The organism is Yersinia alsatica (genome assembly GCF_025133195.1).
GTDB lineage: Bacteria > Pseudomonadota > Gammaproteobacteria > Enterobacterales > Enterobacteriaceae > Yersinia > Yersinia alsatica.
On record NZ_CP104006.1, the window covers coordinates 2391253 to 2414802 of the forward strand.

Below are 23550 nucleotides of genomic sequence, written 5' to 3' on the forward strand. Positions count from 1 at the left end.
CCCTATGTTCGTCAAACCTATGACTGGTCGCGCGGTACGTGACCCGGTCAAGGGCACCTTTTTGCCTGAATCGGGTACTGAGGTTCCTGATAACACATTTTGGCGCCGTCGAATTCAAGACGGCGATGTGATGCAGATAGCCGCTAAATCAGTGATATCTGCATTTGAAGTATCAACAACGGAGAGTACAAAACTATGACCATTCCTTTCACTAATATCCCAAGCAATTTGCGCACGCCGCTGTTCTTTGCGGAATTTGATAATTCCCAGGCTAATACGGCGAGTACTACTCAGCGGACTTTGATTATCGGACAAACTTTGCCAGAAAGTAGTTTGCCAGCCAATGTGCCATTACTGGTTTCATCAACGGCGACAGTGGCCGGTTTAGCCGGGGCCGGTTCGATGCTACATGGGCAAATGGCGGCTTATTTGGCGAACGACACTGCCGGTGAAATTTATCTTCTTCCGCTGAGTGATACTGATGCCATGGTGGCTGCTACGGGCAAAATCACTGTCACCACGCCAGCCTCGGCAACTGGGGTCATTTCACTGTATATCGGCGGTATTCGGGTACAAACCACCGTGGTTGCGACCGATGATGCTAATGCTGTTGCCGCCGCACTGGCTGCGGCCATTGAGAGCAAACCCGAATTGCCCGTGACGGTTGTTCATGCCGAAGGTGTGGCGGCGGAAGATGGCGTCGTCGTCCTGACAGCGAAAAATAAAGGCGCGCACGGTAATAATATTGACTTGCGTTTGAACTACTTAGGCAGTGCAGGTGGGGAAGTAACCCCAGACAGTCTGGTCCTGACGATGACCCCGATGGCTGGTGGCGCCGGTGTGCCTGAACTGGCTGATGGCCTGGCGAATTTGCAGGATCGCACCTTCGATTTCATCATTAACCCTTATACCGATACGGCGTCATTGGATGCTATCAAAGCTTTTCTCTCCGATAGCACTGGACGTTGGAGCTACAGCCAGCAGTTGTATGGGCACAGTTTCGCCGCGCAATCGGGCACTTATGGCCAACTGACCGCTGCCGGAGAGCTACGTAATGATCAACATGCTTCATTGCTGGGCATTCATAACTCACCGACTCCGGCCTACATCTGGTCAGCAGCTTATGTGGGGGCAATTGCTCAGAGCCTGCGCAATGATCCCGGTCGCCCATTGCAAACACTGGCGGTCAGTGGGGTGCTGGCTCCGCCATTATCTAGCCGTTTCACTCTAACGGAGCGCAATAACCTGTTGCACAGTGGTATATCCACCGTGACAGTGGCGGATGACGGTAGGGTCCAAGTGGAAAATATCATTACTACCTATCAGACCAATAAATACGGTGCTGAAGATGATAGTTACCTGCAAATCGAAACCTTGTTCTTGCTGATGTTTGTCACCCGCTACCTGCGTACGCAAGTGACCTCTAAGTTTGCTCGTATGAAGTTAGCCGCAGATGGCACCCGTTTTGCCGCCGGTTCGGCGATTATCACCCCCAATGTTATTCGTGCTGAGCTTATTGCCCAGTATCAGACATTGGAATTTAATGGCTATGTGCAGGACGCCAAAGGTTTCGCCCGCGGGCTGATTGTTGAGAAAAACACCAGTAACCCAAATCGCGTCGATGTGTTGTGGACCGGTGTACTGATTAATCAGCTGCGTATCTTCGCGGTACTCAATCAATTCCGTCTGCAAGCTGCAGTTTAACTGCCATCTGCTAATTCTCAACTCGTTAAAAATAAAAGGAAATAAATTATGAGCGATTCTTCAAACCGCCTGGCGGGTACCGCTTATGTCACTGTTGATGGCATTACTATCATGGTCGCCGGTCAGTTCAAATACAGCCCGTCAAAAGTTAAACGTGAAACCGTGATGGGGATGGACGGCATTCACGGCTATAAAGAAACCGTGGTTGCACCGTCAATTTCTTGCACCATCCGCGATAGTGGCGGTGTTTCTATCAGTGACTTCAATGACCAAACCAATGTCAATATCGTGTGTGAATTGGCTAACGGCAAAACCATTATCGGTAGCGGCATGTGGTCAGTGAGTACTTTGGTGGTGGACAGTACCGAAGGTACGGTTGATGTCAGTTGGGAAGGCGGTTCGGTGACGGAGAACTGATATGGCTGAATTGGAGCGCAGTAAAACCATTTCGCTGGTTAAACCCATTTCGCACGAGGCTACCAAGACCACTTATGAGGTGGTCGAACTCTGCGAACCCACTCTATTGCAAGTGCAGCAATTTTACGATGAGCAAACCAAGACCGGTTCACTTAGCGGCATGGGATTGCTGATTGCATTAGTGTCTGGGGTACCGCGTGAGGCCATCAAAAAGATGGCTTTCACCGACTACAAAGCTTGCGAGGTCTACATGATGGGTTTTTTAGCCTACTCCCCAATGGGGGACGATGGCGCGAAATAATCGCTGACGTCACTTACTACTATAGCTGGGGGCCGGGCGATGCCTGGTCCCTGACCTACAGTAAATTAATGTGGTGGTGCCAGCAGGCCGAGCGGATTAATAAAATTAAGGCTGGCAAAAATGGCTAATAAATTTGATTTTGAATTAACCACTAATGCTCAGATAACTGAGTCAGTTAAGCGTATGAATAAGGCAGTAAAAGAATTAGTGCCTCAATTTTATGAACTACGTAAAAGTGTTGTGGCGGTTGATCAGGTAATTCCTCTCCCAATTAAGAGGATAGAAAAACGTCTTGAAAAATATAATAAGAGTTTTAAAGGTAATACTGTTGGCGCAGCTTTAGAAAGCCAGGAGGATAAAACTTCAGATAGAGCGAAAAATATTTATAAATTAACCAGACGAGCTAATCTTATTTATACAGCTGGCGCTGAGGTTGCCAGCGGGCTAAATAGAGCGGCTGAGCAGGCTCATACAGTAAATACGGCAGCTCTAAATGTCAGTGCGCCTATTAACCAATTTAGCCAGATTAGTGGTGCTATGCGCATTCGCGGTGCTGAGCAAAATGCTTCAATCAAATCGACTGAGCAGCTCTATAGTCAGTTGAATGATATGCTTTGGGGGCGTAATGAGAAGGGATTAGCTCAGCTACGTAACTTCGGTTTTGAAATTATCAGTAATAAAAATGGTACAGCGGATGTTCCTGCAACTATGGCTAACATTGCCAATGATTTTTCGCAAATGGATCCCAAAGCACAAAGCACGTTGATTAGTTCTCTTGGCTTGGACAGTAATGCTATTGAGTTATTACGAGAGGGTGTACGGCTAAGGGACTTACTGGCTAAATCGACTAGATTTGGGTTAATGATTGACCCTGAACTCAATACGCAGTTAACAGAACTAGACCGCAAGACTAATGAGTTAAGTGCGGCTTGGGATGGGTTGAAAGATAAAGTATCCAATAAATTATATGGCGCTCTAGTTTCCGATGGCTCTATAGCTGATGGTATAGGAGGAGTAACTGATCTGATGACGTATGGTCTAGATAGCTTCGCCATTACGCGAACCCTTGGGGTAATCAGTGGCGAAGAATCCGATAAAATGCGCTCGGCATATAATGATTCGGATTTTTATCAACAGCTAAATCGATATGAAAAAGAAATGCTTAAGCTTGGTTTTATGACTGATGGTTTTCGCAAAAAGTACCAAGATTACTCTGAGTTCAAAAATGCTGAACCATTAGTCTATAAAGAAGCTATGGCGGGTGCTATTCCAGGACTTACATTACCTCAGCCTGAACCGAATCCATTGACGGATATATTTAATCTGGGAAACAAATCTTATTCTGATAAGAATACATTTGATCTGGAAGCTGATGATACGTGGAGTGATAATCAACCAACGGATTATTATATTTGGCCACTGTTGTCATCATTACCTCCTATTTCATCTGAGCAGGCTGTAGCCAGCAATCTAATGAATACATTTCCTGCAACAGCTTCTACATCTATATCGCCTATTTATCCAGAGTCGGCGGGAGGCTTTAATTCCGGTGATATTGCCGATGTTATTGCAACTGCAATGCAGAATAACCGAGTGCAGATCGAACTGACATTAATCGACAGCCGGAGCGGGGAAACTTCAATGCTATTGGCGCAGGGGGGCGGGCGGATTAGCTATGCGATGGCCATGCCAATGTAATGGCGTGAGCCATATTACTTCGTTTTTGCAATAACCCGCTGCGGCGGGTTTTTAACTTTCTATCGTTAGGATCCTCAACAGGAGAACGCCATGTCACTCATCGGCAATACCTTATCAGCGCTATTAGGCGGCGGTGACACCCGTTGGCAATGGTCGGAACATTTACATCAAGCTTCATTTCGCGGTGTTCCTTTTGTCATTGAAAAAAGCACCGGCACCTTTGGTCGTCGTCAGGCAGTACACAGTTATCCTTATCGTGATACCAGCTATATCGAGGATCTGGGGCGCAGTGCCAGAAGCATGACTTTGGGCGGTTTTCTGGTGCAGAACAGTCAGATTTATACCGCACCAGATGTGATGACCCAGCGTGACTCATTGATTGCTGCCTGTGAAATGCCGGGGCCGGGGACATTAGTGCACCCGACGCTTGGCGAAATGACCGTCAGTGTGAGCGAATTGAAAATTGATGAAAATACTGCTGGCGGGCGGATATTTTCATTCAGCTTAACAGCGCACGAATCTGGTTTACGCGCCTTTGCCATCACCGGCGCGACAGAAATGGGCGTATCAATCCAATCTTCCTGGCTGGGTTTGAGTGCTAAAGCCGTCGCGGGTTTTATCGCTACTGTGAAAGGAGAAATGCGCTCTGCAACTCAGGCGATAAAAACACTGAAAAGTACGGCGGCGTTTTGGGGGCGAATGGTCACCAATACCGCCAATGAAGCCAGTAATTTGGGAAATGCACTGCGCTCAACTTTTGGTCGCAAACGCTATGGCCGCTACAACCACGGCACAGTAGGCGGCAGCAGTTCGGGGGCCACGGCAGCCATCGTGCTGGAAAGTGATACTACCGATCTGGCACTTTTGGTGTCGCAGCGGCTGGCATTAACAGTTGAGGGGCGGGCGGCTGTGGATACGGCGGTAAATGAACTGCTCGATGCGAACAGCATCAATGCTCATGCCGACAAGATGTTAGCGCTGGTCAATACACTGCAAAGCAGCGGCGTCAGTATCGTAGATGTCATGCGCATGATGGAAAATCTGGCTATATCTCAAGACGATATGTTTCGTGCCAATAATAGCGATGTTGCGGTTGCTGACGCCAGCCAGCACTTAATGACGACATTGTGCGCGGGCGCGATGGTCTATGCCGCGTCGCAATATCAGCCGGAAAGTTATGACGATGCTGTCGATGTTTTGGCGCGAGTGTGTGAGGTCATCGACAGTAAAGCGCTGACTGCCGCTGACAATGGAAATGATGAAACCTATGGCGCATTAATGCTGATGCGAGAGTCTATCGTCCTGAAATTACAGCAAGCTGGCGCTAATTTATCGCGAGTCGCTGAGGTGAATTTTAGCCGCTCACAGCCCGCCTTGATGTTGGCAAATCGCCTGTATCAGGATGCTTCTCGCACTGATGCATTAGTGAAAATGGCCGACCCGATTCATCCGGCATTTATGCCTATCCGTTTTAAGGCATTGAACTTATGAATGATGAACGGATAAACGATGATTTAACACTCGAAGTCGGTGGCCGGGCAATCACCGGCTGGAGCAAAATTCAGGTTACCAGAGGCATTGAAAAATTACCCAGCAGCTTTGAGCTGTCATTAATGGACCACTACCCCGGTAGCGAAGGGCAGCAATGGATAAATCCTGGCGATCCCTGCGTAGTTAAGCTGGGCAACGATGCTGTCTTGACCGGCTATATCGACAGTTGGGATAGCACCATTACGGCTACCAGCCGTGAGGTGACAGCCAAAGGGCGCAGCAAATGCCAGGATTTAGTGGATTGCTCCGCTGAATGGCCCAACAGCGTGATCAGCCAGTCTACGGTATTACAAATTGCACAAAAACTGGCCGAACCTTACGGCATTAAGGTGACATCAGACATTAACGACATGGTGGTAGTGCCGAAATTTACCCTTAACTGGGGGGAAACCGCACAGGCGGTCATTGAGCATGTAACCCGCTGGGCAGCATTGCTCTATTACGACCAACCCGATGGCAATTTATACCTGACACGGGTTGGTACGCGTCAAGCTGCCAGCGGCGTGGAGCAGGGGGTTAATATCTTGAGTGCCAACCTGCATACGGATATCAATCAGCGTTTTATTGACTACACCGGTGTCGCCCTTTCCAGCAATGCGGTCGCCCGCCGTTCTGCTTCGGGCGGCAATAATACCTCGGCTCTGGTGAGAACTCAGGATACTCAACTGGCTGAACAGTTTCCGGCTCGCCACCGCAACAAGATAGTTATCGTCGAAAGCACAATGAATTCACCAAACTTGGTGAGGAACAGCCTTGATTGGAGCATAAATCGTAATAACGGTCGTTCCAAAGCCCTTAAGGTGCAAGTTGATAACTGGCGTGACCGGGAGCAGCAACTCTGGCAAACCAACTCACTGATTCCTATAACTATCCCGTCCTTGGGGCTGCAAGATGAACTGTGGCTGCTATCAGAGGTGGTTTATCAGAAAGATACCAGCGGAACCGTGGCGACCATGACGCTGATGCCTCCTGAGGCCTTTGCAGTTCAGCTCTATAAAATCAAATGAAACAGGGGGTTATATGCATAACGTTAGTGGGCAAATCTCGACCCTGTACCGGCAGATAAAAATGCTGTTGGGGATCGGGCGAGCAACGGCTTTCGATGACAGTGATGGGGTACAAACCGTGCAATATCAGACCTCGCTGGAAGTTCACAGCGATACGCCACGGTTAGCCGAGTTTGGTTTTTCGTCGGGATTACCAGCGGGCAGTGACGTGGTGATGGGGTTTCTGGGTGGGGATCGCTCCAGCGGCATGATCATTGCGTCTAACCATCCGTCTTACCGCCATAAAGAATTAAATCCAGGAGAAACAGTGATTTATTCCCAATGGGGGCAATTTATTAAATTGACCGAAAGTGGAGTGATCATTGAGGCCAATAACCAGCCAGTGACGGTAAATGATGCCACCGAGGTGACCGTCAATGCATCGGTAAAAGTACGGTTAAACACCCCGCTACTGGAGGTCAGCGGCGATATTGTGGATAACGCCGACAGTAATGCGACGACGCTGAAAACCTTACGTGACACCTACAACAGTCATAATCATCAACTCAAAAATGTACAGTCGGGTAGTGCAACACTCACCAGTGAAACACCCGCTAAGGTGGTGCGATGACAACGGATATTAAAACAGTTTGGGATGTCGATGCCTCGCTGGGGGATTGGCGGACCGGCCATGGTGGGTTGCTGGATGGTGATGATCTGCATACTGCCATTTTACTGAGTTTGTTCACTGATCGTCTGGCCCGCGCTGATGACGATATCGATGGTGATGATCGTCGCGGCTGGTGGGGGGACAGTGGTGCAACATCGGCCATTGGTTCACGGCTTTGGCTATTACGGCGGCAAAAACTGACCACTCAAGTTGCTATCAAAGCTGAAGATTATGCTCGTGAAGCATTGACCTGGCTGATGGAAGATGCCGTTGTCAGCGCTATTAGTCCTCGGGCGCAAATAATCTTCCCCAATACATTATTGCTGATTATTGCTTATCAACAACCGGGTAAAACTCAATCATCAGTTAAATTTTCATGGGTATGGGAGGAGTAATTCATGCCATTTAATCGACCCACATTAAGCGAATTGCGACAGCGAAATCAGTCCTATATCCAATCGGAACTGAAAACTGGCGGCAATTTATTGCGTTTTTCTAACATTGGCGTGATCAGTGACGCGGATGCTGGGATGGCTCACCTGCATTACGGCTATCTTGATTATATTGCCCGGCAAGCGACACCTTATAATGCTAGCGATGAATACCTTGCGGCTTGGGCGGCGCTGAAAGATGTCTTTCGCAAAGCCGCTAATCCGGCCCGCTGTGCCGATGTGCGCTTCAGTGGTATTGCGGGGCGAGTTATTCCGGCCGGTCGGCGGCTAAATCGAGCTGATGGCTATCAATATAGGCTGGATAATACAGTCACCATCGCTACCAATGGCAGCGTAATCGGAGAAATTACCGCCATTTTACCTAGCCCATTGGACGATGCGACTGGCGGGGGAAATCGGGGGAACAGTGCACTCGGAACTGTACTGACGCTGGATATTGCCATTGATGGGGTGCAGGCCACGGCCACGGCGCTGAGTAAAATTAGCGGCGGAGCTGATATTGAATCCGAAGATGCATTTCGCTCCCGCATGTTATTGGCTTACCAAAATATCCCACAAGGCGGTAATGATACTGACTATCAATCTTGGGCATTGTCGGTGCCGGGAGTGACCCGATGTTGGGTTAAACGGCGCTTGATGGGGGCCGGTACCGTCGGCATCTATATTATGTGTGATGATAATGATTATGCGGGCTTCCCACAGGGCAGCGACGGGATTTCATCTCTTGAGGAGTGGGGGGCGATAAAAGCCAGTGGTGATCAGCGGCGAGTCGCGGATGCAATTTATCCGCAGCAACCGATTATCGCACTGATTTATGTCTGTGCCCCTGTCGCGCAATCCATTGATTTTATTATTAGTGGTATTTCCCATGCTGATAGTGCAACTACCGCGGCCATTAATGCAGCCATCGACGAGGTATTTTTCACCGAAGGAGAACCCGGAGGCAAAATTCTGTGGTCATCGCTGCTGTTAGCCATCGGTGAAATCGCCGGTACCGGGGGCTTTATCATGCAATCTCCAGCAGCAAATATTGAGCTGCAAACCGGCAAACTCCCCATTAGGGGTACAGTGAGCTACTTATGAGCCGCTATTCTGTCAGTGAATATACCGAAGCTTTGCAGGCGTTAATGCCAATTGGTTTGGTCTGGCCGCGACGGCCCGATGGAGTACAAACCGAAGTCCTACGGGCGTTGGCTCAGGCTTATCGGCGCAGTGATGAAGAGGCACAAGACTTGCTGTCTGGCGCTTTTCCGGCCACAGCCACGTCAATGCTACCGGAGTGGGAAGCAACACTTGGGTTACCGGATTTGTGTGCTATTGGTGAAGTCGACAGTATGATCCAGCGTCAGCGCGCTGTGGTGTCGAAGTTATTTGGTATCGGTGGGCAGTCCGCCGCTTATTTTATCCGGGTAGCAAAGGCGCTGGGCTACTCCATTATGGTGACCCAATACCGACAAGCTTGCGCAGGGATGGCGGTTTGTCGAGATGCCTTGAATGGCGAAGAGTGGCCATTCACCTGGTTAATTACCGCCCCTAAAACCACCATTAATGATGCCCAAAGTGGCCTAACTTATTGCAGTGACCCATTACGTTCATGGGGTAATAAACAGCTTGAGTGCAGATTAGCAGTATTAAATCCGTCTCATACGATTTTGAAATTCGGCTACGTTAGTTAACTAATCCCTTTCATTTATTTTTAAGTGCCTTAACTGGCGAGGATTTTCTATGCAAAAAATTGGCGATATTCCTAATACACGCGCCGACAGTAATGGCGAGTTCACCGACGGTAATGTTGCCGCCGGTGTGCCACCAACCATATTACCGGCTGAATGGTTTAATACCTTGCAACGCGAATTAATTAAAGTCGTGCAAGACGGAGGATTAGCATTAGATCCCAATGACGATACCCAGGTATTAGCCGCCCTGAAGAAACTGTTTTTACAGTCGGGTAATAATTTATCCGAAATCAAAGCCGCTGGCCCAACCGCCGTTGCAGCGGCTCTGAAAAATCTTGGGTTGAGTGATGATAAATCCATTCCAGTTGGTGTACCTATTCCGTGGCCAAGTGAAATACTTCCGGCTGGTTATGCTCTCATGCAAGGGCAAACATTTAATAAAGCTGAATGTCCATTATTGGCGAAAGCCTACCCATCGGGAGTTATTCCCGATATGCGAGGTTGGGTGATCAAAGGCAAACCAGAAAATGGCCGAGCGATTTTGTCACAAGAACAAGATGGCAATAAATCGCATACGCATGGCGCTACCCTTTCTGATACTGACTTGGGAACGAAATGGGCCTCCACATTTGATTATGGCAACAAGGTTACTGATACCCAAGGCCAACATACTCATACCTATGCCCTTGGTGGTGTTGGTGGTGGTGGTGCTCCGGTGTTATCCAATGGTGTTGGCAGTAACCCAAATACCTCAGCTGCAGGTAATCATGCCCATAATGTGGGTATCGGTGCCCATGCTCACACCATCGTGATGGGCGCCCACGGACATAGCATTTCTATTATTGAACAAGGAAATGCAGAAACCACAGTTAAAAACATGGCTTATAATTACATTGTGAGGTTGGCATGAAACAACAATTTATGTTCTCGGATAAGAATCGTATTATTACTATATATAACTACTCGCGCGTGACTGGTGAGTTTATTGGGCAAAGTGATGTTTTTATACCGGCGAATACTGGATTACCAGCATATTGTGTTTTTATTGCTCCTCCGCAGATAGAGGAAGGTCATGCTGCCGTATTTATCGATGAGAAATGGCAGTTAATTGAAGATCACCGGCAACAAATTGTTTTTGACTCGGTGACAGGTCAACCCATCACTATAGATAAATTAGGGCCACTTCCGAATATCTATACAGCATTAGCCCCATTAACACTATTTGATAAATGGGATGGTAGCGCATGGCATGTGGATAGTGACAGAGTTGCCTGTTTTGCTCGCACTCATCGAGATGCTTTTATTACTGCTACTGATTCATTGATGATCAGTGATTATTCAATTGATGATATCCCATTGACAGAAACGCAGCGTAGTGAACTGCTTGTAATTCGCTCTGCATACCGGGTGTGGCCGACATTGGAAAACTGGCCAATGATTGAATTACCAGAGCTACCACAGTGGTTGTTGATTGAAGCGGTTAATCAAGGTTTTCAGGTACCAGTCTGGCCACCTGAAGTTAATGAGCGTAAAACCAATTAAAGATTAACATCTTTATGCGCTTAATGATTTCGTTCAACCTAAAATACTGGTTAAAACCGGGCTTGGTTGCCCGGTAACTTATCAACTGACTATAACTTGTCTTCCCCAACCCTACACCAATCCCCTCTCGTGACTCTCCTCATTTCATGGTAAATTCTCATATCACAGGCCAATGCATCGTTTCAGGTACCAGTATGTTTACCTATAAAGAAATATCATCGCTAAACGAACTGGAACTGATTGTCTATAACTACATCATAAAAAACACTGACAAAGTGATGTATATGACCATCAGAGAACTGGCTGATGCTGCGGGTGTTTCAACTACCACGGTTTTGCGTTTTTGCAAAAAAATGAATTGTGATGGCTACTCTGAATTCCGCGTGCGTTTTAAACTGTATTTAGAGCATGACGAAAAGCCACTGGTTAGTTTTGGTATCAGTGAAATAATTAGCTATTTTAAAAGTATTAATAATAGTGAGTTTGATGAGTTGATTGATATGGCCGCAGAACAAATAGCGGCAACGCGTCGAATTATTTTTGTTGGAATAGGTACCTCAGGTGCATTAGGTAAATACAGTGCTCGTTTCTTTTCTAATATAGGGAAATATAGCACTTATATTGACGATCCTTATTATCCTATTAATAGTGATATGTATCAGGATGCTATTGCGATCATCCTCTCAGTCTCCGGCGAGACCGAGGAGATTATTCGTATTGCCAATCAGTTCAGCTTGCACAACTGTAAAATTATCAGCCTAACCAACAGTGATAACTCAACATTAGCTAAGATGGCTGATTTGAATATCTCTTATCATATGCCACCTATTGTATTGGAAGGTCATTATAATATTACCACTCAAATTCCGGTGTTGTATATTATTGAAACTATAGGTAAGAAACTCCCGCCATTAATTAATAAAAACGCGAAATAAAACAGGGTGTTTTTTACCTGTTACATATTCCAAGTTGCGATTTTTGTTATATCGTGACTTCACTTCTTTTTTTGTTAAACTCCAGTCTCAATCGACCAAAAATATTAATAATAAGCCGATAACGCTCTGTTTATCTTATACCAGCGTCCTTAACAGGAGACTAATAATGGCAATTGATTACTCATTAACCGCTCAGGAAATTATTAAGTATATTGGCGGTGATAATAATGTGATTACCGTCACACATTGTGCAACGCGTTTACGTTTTATATTGAAAGATAATAAAGCGGTCGATAAAGAAAAATTAAATCGTGTTAAAGGCGTTATTACTGTTATTGAAGCTGGCGGGCAAATGCAGGTGGTCATTGGCAACCATGTTGGTGATGCCTACAAACATGTCACCAACTTAATTAACATCGATGAAAGCGCGCCAGTTGCCGCTCCTAAAGTCGGTATTGTTAGCCGTTTGATGGACATTATCTCCAGTATTTTTGCTCCTTTCCTTTATCCATTGGCGGCATGCGGTATTTTGCAGGGGATTATCTCATTCCTCGCGGCTATTGGTTGGATGGATGCTGCTAGTGGTACTTATCGAATTCTAAATTTTGTTTCCTGGACGGGCTTTACCTTCCTGCCGGTCATGGTGGCTTTCACCGCGGCTAAAAAATTCAATGTTAACCCTTTTACTGCCGTCATTACGGCATGTGCACTGATCAGCCCTGATTACATGAATATGCTGACCGCCAATAAGATAGTGACTGTCAATTCAGCGGACCCGGCGGTTCAGCAACTGATGCATGAAGCGGTGAACAATCCACAAATTGCCCAGATTCTGAATACCATTGCCGGTATTCCTTTATCCTCTCCAACATTGGATTTCTTCGGTATTCCCGTGCAATACCTGAGTTATACCGCCTCGGTTATTCCGATCATTTTGATGGTCTGGGCCATGTCATATGTGCAGCGTTTCTTTGAACGTATCCTGCCGATGGTGGTGCGTAACCTGTTTACCCCCATGTTCTGTATCGCCATTATGGTGCCATTAACTCTGCTGGTTTTCGGCCCGATAGGTAACTTGATTGGCGGTGCTATCGGCGGTGTTTACAATACACTTTATAACCTTAGCCCAGCGATTGCAGGGTTTATGGTCGGGGCATTCTGGCAACCATTGGTGACTTTAGGGGTGCATTGGGGCATTACGCCAGTGACGGTGGGTAACTATGCAACTCTGGGTTACGACACCTTTACCGGTCTGCAAGCTTCAGCCGTCTTCGCGATGGCAGGTACCATGTTTGGTGTTTACCTAAAAACTCGCAACAGTGAAATGAAAGGTATTTCATTGTCGGCCGGGATCACCGCTTTATTCGGTATTACCGAACCGGCCATTTACGGTGTGGCATTACGACTGAAAAAACCTTTCTTGTGCAGTTGCGCTGCTGGTGGAATTGGCGGGGCTATTGCCGGGAGTTTTAATGCGGTGTCCTGGAGCTACTGTTTACCGGGTATTGCTGTGCTCCCCGTCTTCTTTAAAGAGGGGCATATGGCCCAATTCCTCGGTTTCTTACTGTCTATCACTGTCGCTTTCGTCTTGGGTGCCGTGTTCACTTGGCTGGTTGGGTTTACCGATGAGAGTGAAAGTGTAGAGGAAAAAACATCAGCAGCACCTATTGCTCAGGCACAAATGAATCAAGGCTAAAATAGTTTTAAGATTTAGGCGGGCAACCACCCGCCATTGAATTTCATTTTCAGGGCGAATAGTTGCCCACAGTACTAAGGGAGAAAGTTATGAGCCACAAACAATTGCCGAAAGATTTTTTATGGGGCGGCGCGGTCGCAGCACATCAGGTCGAAGGCGGCTGGGATAAAGGCGGTAAAGGGGTAAGTATTGCCGATGTACTTTCCGGCGGTGCACACGGCGTTGACCGTGTTATGACCGATGGTGTGCAGGAAGGGTATCGCTATCCAAACCATGAAGCGGTTGATTTTTATGGCCATTATAAAGAAGACATCGCATTGTTTGCCGAGATGGGCTTCAAATGTTTCCGTACTTCTATTGCCTGGACACGTATTTTCCCGCAGGGTGATGAACTGCAACCGAACGAAGCTGGCCTGCAATTTTACGACGATATGTTTGATGAACTGTTGAAATACGGCATCGAACCGGTGATTACTTTATCTCACTTCGAAATGCCATGGCATTTAGTCAAAGAATACGGCGGCTGGAAAAATCGCAAAGTGGTCGACTTCTTTGTCAGATTCAGTGAAGTGGTGATGGAGCGCTATAAAAGCAAAGTCAAATATTGGATGACTTTCAACGAGATCAATAATCAACGTAACTGGAAATATCCGTTATTTGGTTATTGCTGTTCTGGCGTGGTGTTCACTGAACAAGAAAATCCTGAAGAGACGATGTATCAGGTTCTGCATCATCAGTTTGTTGCCAGCGCCAAAGTGGTCAAACTGGGCCATGCGATTAACCCTGAGTTCAAGATTGGCTGTATGGTTGCGATGGTGCCGCTATATCCGTTCTCTTGCCACCCTGACGACATGATGTATTCCGTGGAAGCTATGCGTGAGCGTTATTTATTCGGTGACGTTCATATGCGCGGTTATTATCCTTCGTACATTCTGAATGAATGGGAGCGCCGTGGCTTCACCATCAATATGGAAGAGGGCGATCTCGAGACTCTACGTGAGGGCTGTGCTGACTATATGGGGCTGAGTTACTACATGAGTAACGCGGTTTCAGCGACCAATCCAGGAAGTGGCAATTCGCTGTCTGGTTTCGAGGGCAGTGTGCCTAACCCACATGTTAAAGCCTCTGACTGGGGATGGCAGATTGATCCGGTCGGTTTACGTTATTCACTCAGTGTATTGTATGAGCGTTATCAAAAACCGTTATTTATTGTTGAAAACGGTTTTGGCGCTATCGATAAAGTGGCTGATGATGGCATGGTCCACGACGATTACCGTATTGCTTATCTCAAAGCGCATATCGAGCAGATGAAAAAAGCGGTATTTGAGGACGGTGTTGATCTGATGGGTTACACCCCATGGGGTTGCATTGATTGCGTGTCATTTACCACTGGCGAATATAGCAAACGTTACGGTTTTATCTATGTTGATAAAAATGATGATGGTAGCGGCACAATGGCGCGCTCGCGTAAACTGAGTTTTGACTGGTATAAGAAAGTTATCGCCAGCAACGGTGAAGAACTTTAAATCTGTAATGCTTTAGACATATTGCGTGTCATCGGGTAAACATTGAATAGAAGTATTGAACCACACGGGTCAAATATAGTCGGAGTTTTACCATCCTCTTACCATTGTTTTACCCTCACCAAACCCCACAAACAAAAAAACCAACCTTAACAGGTTGGTTTTCTTTAGGTATTTTGGTCGGCATGAAAGGATTTGAACCTTCGACCCCCGACACCCCATGACGGTGCGCTACCAGGCTGCGCTACATGCCGATGCTACGGTATTTATACTACATTTTACAGTGACTAATGCAATACCGGATAAAAACAGTTGCCGGTTTTTTAAACGTATCGTGCTCAGTTTTTAGAGCTAGTTCGCAATAAAACGTTTTATATCCGTCAGCACTTGCAACAGTAATGGGAGTTGAGGCTTTTCATCTTTGATTTCATTGCCTTGCTGATCATAGGTCCGATATTCACCGTTATTATCTAACACAATCGTTTGTGTTGGCGTAGTAATAACCAGCATGCCGTTATCGCCGGTGGCCACCCAGTTATGATTGCGCTGCGCGGCGAATAAATCTTCCCCTTGCGAATAATCTTCTGATGTCGTTTTGACGTGCAACAACCGCTGCATCAGTGTCGTCATGATGTCTTCGTGGTTAGTTAGCTTGTTAACTGCTTGCGCGGGTGTCCCCGGCCAGTGAACAATGAGTGGCACTTGTAGCTGTTGACGATTGAAGCTACTGCCTGCACCCCAATTATCATTGCCGTAGTCATTAAATTCGACACCATGGGCGGCAGTAATCACCACCACTGTTTTATCGAGTTGCCCACGTTGTTTCAGGGTATCCAGAATGGTCGCAATCTGTTGATCCACATCTTGCGCCCCGGCTTTATAGTGACGAATAAAGTCAGTTGGCAAGGCAACTTGATTACCTTTGATGGGGTCTTGTGCTTCGACTGCGCCATTAAGATTAATGTATGAGAACCACGGCGCACTGCTGGTCAGAGTTGACAACCACTGTTGCCATTGTGCTGTCGTTTCACTGTCTGTCTGCTGTGTTGGCGCAGGTAAGGTGAAATCAGATAATAACGCTTGGCGGTAGAGCGGCGATGCAAAGCCATCAGATGAGAACAGACCAAATTGGTAGCCTTGCGCACCTAATGCCGTAATAAATGCAGAAGGTTTCCGGGCAGCGAGAACCCCGTCCAGATAAGTTGGAGATATGCCATAAAACAGGCCAAACAGACCCGTATCTTGGCGGTTACCCGAACTATAATGTCGGTCAAACTGAATGTTTGAGTGACCAAACTCAGCTAACGCGGGCATATCTTTTTGCAGGCTATCGACGCGGATACCATCAACCACAATCAATAGCAGGTTATAACCGCTGCCTTTATCACTAAAAGTAATCGGGCTGAGTGGATATTCAACCGTTAATGCATCCGGATTCCCTTGCTCTACCAAGCGGCGCTGATATTCCTGTTGGTCAAGTAGACCATGTTTTTCAAGGAATTTACGCGCGGTCATTGGGTATGACAGCGGCAAGTTAGCGCGTTGCATACTGATTGGGCGATAGAAATTGGCATCGGCCCAGATATAAATTAGATGTGAAGCAAAGAATGCGGAAATGAACACCGCAACCAATGGCTTAACGAAACGCTGCCGGTTGAGACTGCGTAGTTTTTGCCACGCCCAGGTACCAAAAAGCATCTCGACCAGAAAAATGACCGGCACGGCAATAAACATCAGTTGCCAATCACGCGCTAGCTCAGTTTGGTCGGGGTTAATCACTAACTCCCATACCACGGAGTTAAGATGTAAGTGGAAGCGGGTGAAAACTTCAGTATCGACCAAGAGCAGGGTTAAACCCGCAGTGGCAAAGGCCGCAGAAAGGAAGCGCAGCAATCGTTGCGACATCACCACAAAAGTCAGTGGGAATATCACCAATAAATAGGCGGCAAAAACGATAAAACTAAAGTGCCCGAGCCAACTGACAAGGGCATAGATACGGCCAATCAGCGATGAAGGCCAATCGGAAACAAACAAATAGCGGCTACCCAGCACTAGGCTGAACAGGATATTAAACAAGGCGAACCAGTGCCCCCAGCTGATCATCTGGGAGACTTTTTCACGATAGCGCTGACGATTTGTCACCATATTGAGATTGCAGTCTTGGCCGATAAATTAATGAGCTTTATCTTCACGTACTGAAGCTTGCAGGGCTTCAGCGAAAGAACGCGCCAATACTTTGCGTTGCGCCGGGGCAATGCTGGTATTGATCAGATTTGTTACCATATTTCCCAAAACCATCAAAGAAAGATCGGTTGGGGTACGGTGTTTTTCCAGTACGCTGACCAGTTCAGACAGCAATTGTTCAACGTGTTCGTCGCTATAACGGGATGATTGTGGCATAAAAATTGTGCTCAACACCTGACAAAGTCCCATATCTTACCGTATAGAGTCGCGCTTTTCCGCTATTTTATAGCATTAAGAATCATTAGCCATTAATTGAGGGCGGCGATAGCTTTTGGGTTGCAGCTCTCAGGCATCAGTGATTGAATACGCCCCTAGCCAAAAGGAGTATTTATCATGAGTCTGGATATTGACCAGATAGCCTTACATCAGCTTATCAAACGTGATGAACAAACGCTTGATGTGGTGTTGCGCGATTCGCTGTTACCTGCCAATGCTGTAGTTGAAGAAATGATGGCCGAGCTGCATCGGGTCTACAGTGCCAAAAGCAAAGCTTACGGGTTATTTAATGAGCAAAGTGAGCTGGCTGAAGCACTGAAACGAAGCCGTAAGGGTGATGAAGACTTCCTCAGCTTTAGCCGTGCGGCAACTGGGCGCTTACGCGATGAGTTAGCCAAGTATCCCTTTGCTGAAGGCGGTGTGGTGCTGTTTTGCCAATATCGTTATCTGGCGGTGGAATATTTGCTGATTTCGGTGCTGAGCAGCTGTAATAGCATGCGAGTAAACGAGCAGTTAGATCTGAGCACCACTCACTATCTTGATATAAACCGCGCTGACATTGTGGCTCGTGTTGATTTGACTGAGTGGGAAAATAACCCGGAATCTACCCGTTATCTTTCATTCCTGAAAGGGCGGATCGGGCGCAAAGTATCTGACTTCTTTATGGATTTCCTGTCTGCTGCGGAAGGTTTAGATACCAAAGCGCAGAATCGCGGTTTATTACAAGCCGTTGATGATTACTGTGCGGATGCTGAACTGGGTAAAAATGAGCGTCAAGCCTATCGCCAGCAAGTTTATAGTTATTGTAATGAGCAGTTGCAGGCCGGTGAGGAGATTGCCTTACAAGAGCTTGCGCAAGAGTTGCCGAAGTTGGGCGAAAAAGATTTCCAACAGTTCTCTGCTGAACAAGGCTATGGATTAGAAGAGAGCTTCCCGGCGGATCGCGGTACTCTACGTCAGTTGACCAAGTTCGCAGGCAGTGGCGGCGGGTTGAGTATCAATTTTGACGCGCTATTACTCGGTGAGCGTATTTTCTGGGATGCAGCGACAGATACATTGACCATTAAAGGCACGCCGCCGAATCTGCGCGATCAGTTGCAGCGCAATGCCGGTAAGTAGAATAGATTGCGTGATGAGAAAATTATAAAATTAGCCAATAAAAAACGCCGCATAAGCGGCGTTTTTTACTTCGGCGTCCCGAATATCGACAGCGACGCGATTAAACGCGAACGAAGTCGATATGAGTCAGTTTTGGCTTGAAAGCGTGACGCTGAACAGCCTGTACTTTAACTTTGGTTTCTTTACCGTCAACAACCAGAGTCAGTACGGAATCATAAAAGCCCGGTTTCAATTCAAGGTTCTTGGTGGTGTCATGGTCAAGAGCAATAGAAATTGCTGCTTCAGAACCACCGTAAATGATTGCCGGAAATTTATTTGCTGCACGCAGGCGGCGGCTCGCACCCTTACCCTGGTCGTTACGTACTTCTACATTGATAGTGGTCATTTTGTTTTCTCTTAAAGAAAATTTACCCTGCTACAGGCGACCCAGCAACAGGTTCGATACTCGGCTTTGACTGGGTAAACCCAGAGCAAAGCGGGCGATATTCTAGCGAAGTCTCAACCAGACAGCAAACAATACCGCATATTCCCTGCGTATTTGACGCTACAGCGGTGTTGGCTACGTTCGCTTACCCGAATCACTTACTGATGTAAGCTCATCGGGATGCACTCACTTGCCGCCTTGCTGCAACGTCAACTCATTAAGCCAGTGAGTCTGCTTTTCTAAAACGCCCTTGATAGTCAAATATCTTTTCTCGGATTTGCCACCATTGTCCGCGAGGACGGGCGACAACAAAATCCGGGTAACGCAGTAATGCCTGTTGCGCGATGATATCTGCGGCGTTTTGCCATTTGAGGGTAATACCGGGCGCCCGCTGGTGAGGGCGTAAGAAAATTTGCTCAAATGCCATTCGCTGAGCGGGCGTGGTCAGGCGAAAACGCTCACTGGTATTGGTGCCATCCTCATCGTAATAAGTGATTTTTAGCCACTCGCCTTTCGCATCATGCCCCGCTTCCAAACTCATTCCGCCGCAACGCAGTACCAGTGCATCCTTCAATTTCAGGGCAGCTTTTAACATATCATCGGGATCGACCAGCACTTCCTGGCACTGATGACAGCGGCGGGCGGCAATATCATTCTCAGCACCGCAATGTGGGCAGGACTTAAAGCGAAAGCGATAGTCACATTGTGCCCGCGCCCCAGAGTCATCCTCAAACCAGCCCTGACAGCGGCGGCCATAATGTTCAATAATCTCGCCTGACTCAGTGCATTTACCCCAGAAAATATTGGCAAAACCGCAGTCAGGGCAGAAGACCTGCACCGGTTGGCTATCACTGTGAGGTTTGCTGGTACCCACTTCTGGCGTGAATAAGTCATGGGGATTGCCAGCATAATCCAGAATCAGACAATCTTCTTTACCCGGAGAGAGCCGCAAACCGCGGCCAACGATTTGTTGATATAAACTGACCGACTCAGTCGGGCGTAGAATCGCAATCAGGTCGACATGTGGGGCATCAAAGCCGGTTGTCAGCACGGCAACATTGACCAAATAACGCAGTTGCTGCTGCTTAAAGGCGCTAATGAGTGCATCGCGCTCCGCGGGAGGCGTTCCGGCACTGACCAGCGCGGCTTCACCTTGGGGTAGTAGCCCGTAAACCTCTTTAGCATGTTCAACGGTGGCGGCAAAAATCATCACCCCGCGACGATGGGCGGCATACTCAATTATCTGGCTAACAATATGCGGAGTAATTCTTTGCTGTTGTTTAAGTTCGCGGTCTAGATCAGCTTCACGGAACATACCGTCACTGTTGCTGGTCAGACGGCTGAAATCATATTGTACCACCGGCATATCCAGCCGCTCTGGTGGCACCAGAAAACCGTGCTTAATCATGTAGCGCAGGGGTAATTCATAAATACAATCGCGGAACAGAGATTTCCCATCACCACGGGTAATACCGTGATAGTGGAATTGATAAATCCAGCCCTTACCCAGACGATAAGGCGTGGCGGTCAGCCCCAGCAGCCGTAGACGCGGATTAGTGCTACGCAGGTGCTGAATAATTTGCTGATATTGGCTGTCATCCTCGTCACTGATGCGATGGCACTCATCGATAATCAGCAACGAAAAGGCGCTATCAAACAAAGTAAGATTGCGCGCCACAGATTGCACACTGCCGAAGACCACTTTCCCTGCACTTTGGCGCTGTTGCAGACCGGCGGCGAAGATATCAGCCTCTAAACCATAGGCACAGTATTTGGCATGATTCTGCGCCACCAGTTCTTTAACATGTGCCAGCACCAGAACGCGCCCACGTGCCAGTTTTGCCAACTCGGCAATGACCAGACTTTTCCCGGCCCCGGTGGGTAAAACAATCAGTGCGGGTTCAGTGTGACGACGAAAATGGGCCAGCGTCGCATCCACCGCTTCTTGCTGATAGGGGCGTAATGTGAATGCCATTACACTGCGTGACCATAGATTGAATACATGATTTGCAACACTCTTTTACCGGGTATAAACAATATTTCTCTCTACGAGTAGTGAAAAAATTTCTACTCTCTATTGTGCCCATCGGCGGGATTAGGGCGATTGCTGAATTTTACCACGATGTGGTTGCTAAATAAGGGTTTCACTGCAACTGTTCCTAGGATGATATGGCAACCGCCGCTATACTGGTGAATTAGGTCGGTTAGGCAGCAAATTATTTTCCCCTATACCACTTTACTGCTTCATTCATTCCACACCGTATAATCCCCCGCATCTTTAAGATGTAGGCGTGATTGCGGGTATCGTGCCTGTTACTGGCACGACTATACAACAGGCAAAGTAGATTCAATGCGATTGGACAAGTTTTTATCTCAGCAATTAGGTGTCAGCCGGGCGTTGGTCGCGCGCGAGCTGCGGGCAAAACGAGTAACCATTGATGGCGAAGTGGTCAAAAGTGGCGCTATTAAGCTGACGCCAGAACAAGACGTGAGATTTGATGGTAACCCACTGCAACAAACAGTTGGCCCACGTTACTTCATGCTGAACAAACCGCAGGGCTATGTGTGTTCTACCGAAGATCCCGATCATCCGACGGTGCTGTATTTCCTTGATGAGCCAGTAGCTTACAAACTTCATGCCGCGGGCCGATTAGATATTGATACTACCGGGCTAGTCCTGATGACAGATGATGGCCAGTGGTCACATCGCATCACCTCTCCGCGTCACCATTGTGAAAAAACCTATCTGGTGACACTGGAGCATCCGCTGGCGGATGATACGGCGCAGCAGTTTGCGGACGGCGTACAGTTACATAATGAAACGTCCCTGACCAAACCAGCGCAGCTTGAGGTTATTGAGCCGCAGTTGGTGCGCCTGACCCTTAGCGAAGGGCGCTACCATCAGGTTAAGCGGATGTTTGCCGCCGTCGGGAATCGGGTGCTTGAACTGCACCGTGAGCGAATTGGCGATATCAAGTTAGACGATGATTTAGCACCTGGCGAGTATCGTCCACTGACGGCAGAAGAGATTGCGAGTGTCGGCGCTCCCCATCTGTAAGTGATTTTCTATTGCAGCGTGGGCGAACTGTCTCCACGCTGTTTTGCCGTTGATATAACCCGCAGTAGGTTATGGAAGGAGCTGTTGAACGTGCATGCCAGTAATCAAAATGACGGGAAGACCCGGACATCCCACTTTGGCTTAATCTTTATCTTGGGCCTGCTGTCGATGCTGATGCCCTTGGCGATTGACATGTATCTACCCGCCATGCCTACCATTGCGCAAGAGTTTGGCGTAGAGAGTGGCGCGGTGCAGATGACCCTAAGCGCTTATGTGCTGGGGTTTGCTATCGGGCAGATGTTCTATGGGCCGATGGCCGATAGCATCGGGCGTAAGCCGGTTATTTTCTGGGGAACGCTTATCTTCGCACTGGCGGGGATGGCCTGTGCTATGGCGCAGTCAATTGAACAATTGATTAACATGCGTTTTTTGCATGGTTTGTCCGCCGCCGCCGCCAGTGTGGTGATCAATGCATTGATGCGAGACATGTTCACCAAAGATGACTTCTCCCGCATGATGTCTTTTGTGGTCTTAGTGATGACTATTGCCCCACTAATGGCACCGATTATTGGTGGCGCGCTACTGGTGTGGTTTAGCTGGCATGCGATTTTCTGGACCATGGCCGGTGCCGCCTTGGTGGCGGCGATACTGGTTTCACTGTTTATCAAAGAAACCTTACCGCAAGAGAAGCGACAGCGATTTCACTTGCGTACCACTATCGGCAATTTCGCGACCTTATTCCGCCACAAGCGGGTATTGAGCTATATGCTGGCCAGCGGCTTCTCTTTTGCCGGGATGTTTTCATTCCTGAGTGCCGGTCCCTTTGTTTATATTGAGTTAAACGGCGTTTCTCCGCAGAACTTTGGCTACTATTTTGCACTGAATATTGTCTTTCTGTTCTTGATGACATTGATAAATAGCCGCAATGTTCGCCGTTTTGGCGCACTGAAAATGTTCCGCTTTGGTATGTTAGTCCAACTGGTGATGGGCATCTGGCTGCTGGTGGTATGTGCCACCGGGCTGGGATTCTGGGCGCTGGTATTGGGTGTGGCGGCTTATGTCGGCTGTATCGCGATGATCACCTCAAATGCCATGGCCGTTATTTTGGATGACTTCCCACATATGGCGGGCACGGCTTCTTCTCTGGCCGGAACTTTACGCTTTGGTATTGGTGCGATAGTGGGAACGCTATTGTCGATGGCACCATCGCGTAGTGCCTGGCCAATGGTGAGCTCAATGGCCTTCTGTATTATTGTCGCCATGCTGCTGTATCTTTATGCCAGCCGCCCCCATAAGGGCGCGGTAAAATAATTAATTGAGTGATATGAAGAGGAGAGG

General features: G+C 47.7%; 23 protein-coding genes and 1 tRNA gene. 19 read left to right on the forward strand and 5 right to left on the reverse strand.

Annotation, left to right across the window (positions count from 1 at the left end; genetic code table 11):
- The first annotated feature begins 4 nt into the window (after window positions 1-4).
- The 16 genes from N0H69_RS10570 to N0H69_RS10645 all read left to right on the forward strand — a co-directional run bounded on the left by N0H69_RS10570 (window position 5) and on the right by N0H69_RS10645 (window position 15154).
- A complete protein-coding gene (locus N0H69_RS10570) occupies window positions 5-199 on the forward strand; it encodes a DUF2635 domain-containing protein (protein ID WP_050106157.1) in 195 nt (64 codons plus the stop codon).
- A complete protein-coding gene (locus N0H69_RS10575; RefSeq protein WP_050145422.1) occupies window positions 196-1704 on the forward strand; it encodes a phage tail sheath subtilisin-like domain-containing protein in 1509 nt (502 codons plus the stop codon). Before N0H69_RS10570 ends, N0H69_RS10575 begins: the two co-directional genes overlap by 4 nt.
- 48 nt (window positions 1705-1752) lie before the next feature.
- Window positions 1753-2121, forward strand: coding sequence for a phage tail tube protein (locus N0H69_RS10580; RefSeq protein WP_004708659.1), 369 nt, complete (start codon window positions 1753-1755; stop codon window positions 2119-2121).
- Window position 2122: 1 nt separating this feature from the next.
- Window positions 2123-2422: a phage tail assembly protein gene (locus N0H69_RS10585; protein WP_050106159.1), complete on the forward strand. Its 300-nt coding sequence runs from the start codon at window positions 2123-2125 to the stop codon at window positions 2420-2422.
- Window positions 2423-2542: 120 nt separating this feature from the next.
- Window positions 2543-4120, forward strand: a complete 1578-nt coding sequence (locus tag N0H69_RS10590; RefSeq protein WP_050151020.1) for a hypothetical protein — start codon at window positions 2543-2545, stop codon at window positions 4118-4120.
- A gap of 90 nt (window positions 4121-4210) precedes the next feature.
- A complete protein-coding gene (locus N0H69_RS10595; protein ID WP_050151021.1) occupies window positions 4211-5611 on the forward strand; it encodes a DNA circularization protein in 1401 nt (466 codons plus the stop codon).
- 11 nt (window positions 5612-5622) lie between these two features.
- The gene (locus N0H69_RS10600) at window positions 5623-6678 is read left to right on the forward strand and encodes a phage baseplate assembly protein (protein ID WP_050151096.1); all 1056 of its coding nucleotides are present in this window, start codon (window positions 5623-5625) and stop codon (window positions 6676-6678) included.
- A 13-nt stretch (window positions 6679-6691) separates the two neighbouring features.
- The gene (locus N0H69_RS10605; protein WP_050151022.1) at window positions 6692-7288 is read left to right on the forward strand and encodes a phage baseplate assembly protein domain-containing protein; all 597 of its coding nucleotides are present in this window, start codon (window positions 6692-6694) and stop codon (window positions 7286-7288) included.
- The gene (locus N0H69_RS10610; RefSeq protein ID WP_050151023.1) at window positions 7285-7722 is read left to right on the forward strand and encodes a phage GP46 family protein; all 438 of its coding nucleotides are present in this window, start codon (window positions 7285-7287) and stop codon (window positions 7720-7722) included. The genes N0H69_RS10605 and N0H69_RS10610 overlap by 4 nt, the downstream gene beginning before the upstream one ends.
- A 3-nt stretch (window positions 7723-7725) precedes the next feature.
- Window positions 7726-8862 (forward strand): baseplate J/gp47 family protein, encoded by a 1137-nt coding sequence (locus N0H69_RS10615; protein WP_050151024.1) that lies wholly within the window; start codon window positions 7726-7728, stop codon window positions 8860-8862.
- Window positions 8859-9455 carry a YmfQ family protein gene (locus N0H69_RS10620; RefSeq protein ID WP_050151025.1) on the forward strand — a complete coding sequence of 199 codons (597 nt, stop codon included), beginning with the start codon at window positions 8859-8861 and terminating at the stop codon, window positions 9453-9455. Before N0H69_RS10615 ends, N0H69_RS10620 begins: the two co-directional genes overlap by 4 nt.
- Before the next feature lie 49 nt (window positions 9456-9504).
- The gene (locus tag N0H69_RS10625; RefSeq protein WP_050132989.1) at window positions 9505-10365 is read left to right on the forward strand and encodes a phage tail protein; all 861 of its coding nucleotides are present in this window, start codon (window positions 9505-9507) and stop codon (window positions 10363-10365) included.
- Complete coding sequence (locus N0H69_RS10630; RefSeq protein WP_050151026.1) at window positions 10362-10997, forward strand: hypothetical protein; 636 nt, start codon at window positions 10362-10364, stop codon at window positions 10995-10997. The genes N0H69_RS10625 and N0H69_RS10630 overlap by 4 nt, the downstream gene beginning before the upstream one ends.
- A gap of 194 nt (window positions 10998-11191) precedes the next feature.
- Window positions 11192-11932: a MurR/RpiR family transcriptional regulator gene (locus tag N0H69_RS10635; RefSeq protein WP_050151027.1), complete on the forward strand. Its 741-nt coding sequence runs from the start codon at window positions 11192-11194 to the stop codon at window positions 11930-11932.
- Window positions 11933-12098: 166 nt separating this feature from the next.
- Complete coding sequence (locus N0H69_RS10640; protein WP_050151028.1) at window positions 12099-13628, forward strand: PTS transporter subunit EIIC; 1530 nt, start codon at window positions 12099-12101, stop codon at window positions 13626-13628.
- A gap of 89 nt (window positions 13629-13717) precedes the next feature.
- The gene (locus N0H69_RS10645) at window positions 13718-15154 is read left to right on the forward strand and encodes a 6-phospho-beta-glucosidase (protein ID WP_050145415.1); all 1437 of its coding nucleotides are present in this window, start codon (window positions 13718-13720) and stop codon (window positions 15152-15154) included.
- 174 nt (window positions 15155-15328) lie between these two features.
- Here the strand turns inward: N0H69_RS10645 and N0H69_RS10650 are convergent.
- From N0H69_RS10650 to N0H69_RS10660, 3 genes are all read right to left on the reverse strand, one after another.
- Window positions 15329-15405, reverse strand: a tRNA-Pro gene (locus tag N0H69_RS10650).
- A 97-nt stretch (window positions 15406-15502) separates the two neighbouring features.
- A complete protein-coding gene (gene yejM / locus N0H69_RS10655; RefSeq protein ID WP_050106170.1) occupies window positions 15503-17296 on the reverse strand; it encodes an LPS biosynthesis-modulating metalloenzyme YejM in 1794 nt (597 codons plus the stop codon).
- 27 nt (window positions 17297-17323) lie between these two features.
- Window positions 17324-17551: a YejL family protein gene (locus N0H69_RS10660; RefSeq protein WP_002208836.1), complete on the reverse strand. Its 228-nt coding sequence runs from the start codon at window positions 17549-17551 to the stop codon at window positions 17324-17326.
- A gap of 177 nt (window positions 17552-17728) precedes the next feature.
- On the opposite strand from N0H69_RS10660, the gene yejK reads away from it, so the two are divergent.
- Window positions 17729-18730 carry a nucleoid-associated protein YejK gene (yejK, locus tag N0H69_RS10665; RefSeq protein WP_050106171.1) on the forward strand — a complete coding sequence of 334 codons (1002 nt, stop codon included), beginning with the start codon at window positions 17729-17731 and terminating at the stop codon, window positions 18728-18730.
- A gap of 100 nt (window positions 18731-18830) precedes the next feature.
- On the opposite strand, the gene rplY is transcribed toward yejK, so the two are convergent.
- A complete protein-coding gene (rplY, locus tag N0H69_RS10670; RefSeq protein ID WP_004700538.1) occupies window positions 18831-19115 on the reverse strand; it encodes a 50S ribosomal protein L25 in 285 nt (94 codons plus the stop codon).
- 256 nt (window positions 19116-19371) lie between these two features.
- Window positions 19372-21129: a DNA repair helicase RadD gene (radD, locus tag N0H69_RS10675; protein WP_050120890.1), complete on the reverse strand. Its 1758-nt coding sequence runs from the start codon at window positions 21127-21129 to the stop codon at window positions 19372-19374.
- Window positions 21130-21504: 375 nt separating this feature from the next.
- Between radD and rsuA the strand changes: the two genes are divergently transcribed.
- Window positions 21505-22212, forward strand: coding sequence for a 16S rRNA pseudouridine(516) synthase RsuA (rsuA, locus tag N0H69_RS10680; protein WP_050120891.1), 708 nt, complete (start codon window positions 21505-21507; stop codon window positions 22210-22212).
- Window positions 22213-22302: 90 nt separating this feature from the next.
- On the forward strand, window positions 22303-23523 hold the full coding sequence (locus tag N0H69_RS10685; protein ID WP_050145410.1) for a Bcr/CflA family multidrug efflux MFS transporter: 1221 nt from the start codon (window positions 22303-22305) through the stop codon (window positions 23521-23523).
- The last annotated feature ends 27 nt before the right edge of the window (window positions 23524-23550 follow it).

What these genes read in the sequence shown, in the direction of transcription:
- rplY (WP_004700538.1), bottom strand. Translation starts at nt 19,115, where the DNA reads ATGACCACTATCAATGTAGAAGTACGTAACGACCAGGGTAAGGGTGCG.
- N0H69_RS10610 (WP_050151023.1), top strand. Translation starts at nt 7,285, where the DNA reads ATGACAACGGATATTAAAACAGTTTGGGATGTCGATGCCTCGCTGGGG.
- N0H69_RS10660 (WP_002208836.1), bottom strand. Translation starts at nt 17,551, where the DNA reads ATGCCACAATCATCCCGTTATAGCGACGAACACGTTGAACAATTGCTG.
- yejM (WP_050106170.1), bottom strand. Translation starts at nt 17,296, where the DNA reads ATGGTGACAAATCGTCAGCGCTATCGTGAAAAAGTCTCCCAGATGATC.
- N0H69_RS10645 (WP_050145415.1), top strand. Translation starts at nt 13,718, where the DNA reads ATGAGCCACAAACAATTGCCGAAAGATTTTTTATGGGGCGGCGCGGTC.
- N0H69_RS10615 (WP_050151024.1), top strand. Translation starts at nt 7,726, where the DNA reads ATGCCATTTAATCGACCCACATTAAGCGAATTGCGACAGCGAAATCAG.
- N0H69_RS10640 (WP_050151028.1), top strand. Translation starts at nt 12,099, where the DNA reads ATGGCAATTGATTACTCATTAACCGCTCAGGAAATTATTAAGTATATT.
- N0H69_RS10625 (WP_050132989.1), top strand. Translation starts at nt 9,505, where the DNA reads ATGCAAAAAATTGGCGATATTCCTAATACACGCGCCGACAGTAATGGC.
- N0H69_RS10580 (WP_004708659.1), top strand. Translation starts at nt 1,753, where the DNA reads ATGAGCGATTCTTCAAACCGCCTGGCGGGTACCGCTTATGTCACTGTT.
- N0H69_RS10590 (WP_050151020.1), top strand. Translation starts at nt 2,543, where the DNA reads ATGGCTAATAAATTTGATTTTGAATTAACCACTAATGCTCAGATAACT.
- N0H69_RS10585 (WP_050106159.1), top strand. Translation starts at nt 2,123, where the DNA reads ATGGCTGAATTGGAGCGCAGTAAAACCATTTCGCTGGTTAAACCCATT.
- N0H69_RS10605 (WP_050151022.1), top strand. Translation starts at nt 6,692, where the DNA reads ATGCATAACGTTAGTGGGCAAATCTCGACCCTGTACCGGCAGATAAAA.
- yejK (WP_050106171.1), top strand. Translation starts at nt 17,729, where the DNA reads ATGAGTCTGGATATTGACCAGATAGCCTTACATCAGCTTATCAAACGT.
- rsuA (WP_050120891.1), top strand. Translation starts at nt 21,505, where the DNA reads ATGCGATTGGACAAGTTTTTATCTCAGCAATTAGGTGTCAGCCGGGCG.
- N0H69_RS10595 (WP_050151021.1), top strand. Translation starts at nt 4,211, where the DNA reads ATGTCACTCATCGGCAATACCTTATCAGCGCTATTAGGCGGCGGTGAC.
- N0H69_RS10630 (WP_050151026.1), top strand. Translation starts at nt 10,362, where the DNA reads ATGAAACAACAATTTATGTTCTCGGATAAGAATCGTATTATTACTATA.
- N0H69_RS10620 (WP_050151025.1), top strand. Translation starts at nt 8,859, where the DNA reads ATGAGCCGCTATTCTGTCAGTGAATATACCGAAGCTTTGCAGGCGTTA.
- radD (WP_050120890.1), bottom strand. Translation starts at nt 21,129, where the DNA reads ATGGCATTCACATTACGCCCCTATCAGCAAGAAGCGGTGGATGCGACG.
- N0H69_RS10570 (WP_050106157.1), top strand. Translation starts at nt 5, where the DNA reads ATGTTCGTCAAACCTATGACTGGTCGCGCGGTACGTGACCCGGTCAAG.
- N0H69_RS10635 (WP_050151027.1), top strand. Translation starts at nt 11,192, where the DNA reads ATGTTTACCTATAAAGAAATATCATCGCTAAACGAACTGGAACTGATT.
- N0H69_RS10575 (WP_050145422.1), top strand. Translation starts at nt 196, where the DNA reads ATGACCATTCCTTTCACTAATATCCCAAGCAATTTGCGCACGCCGCTG.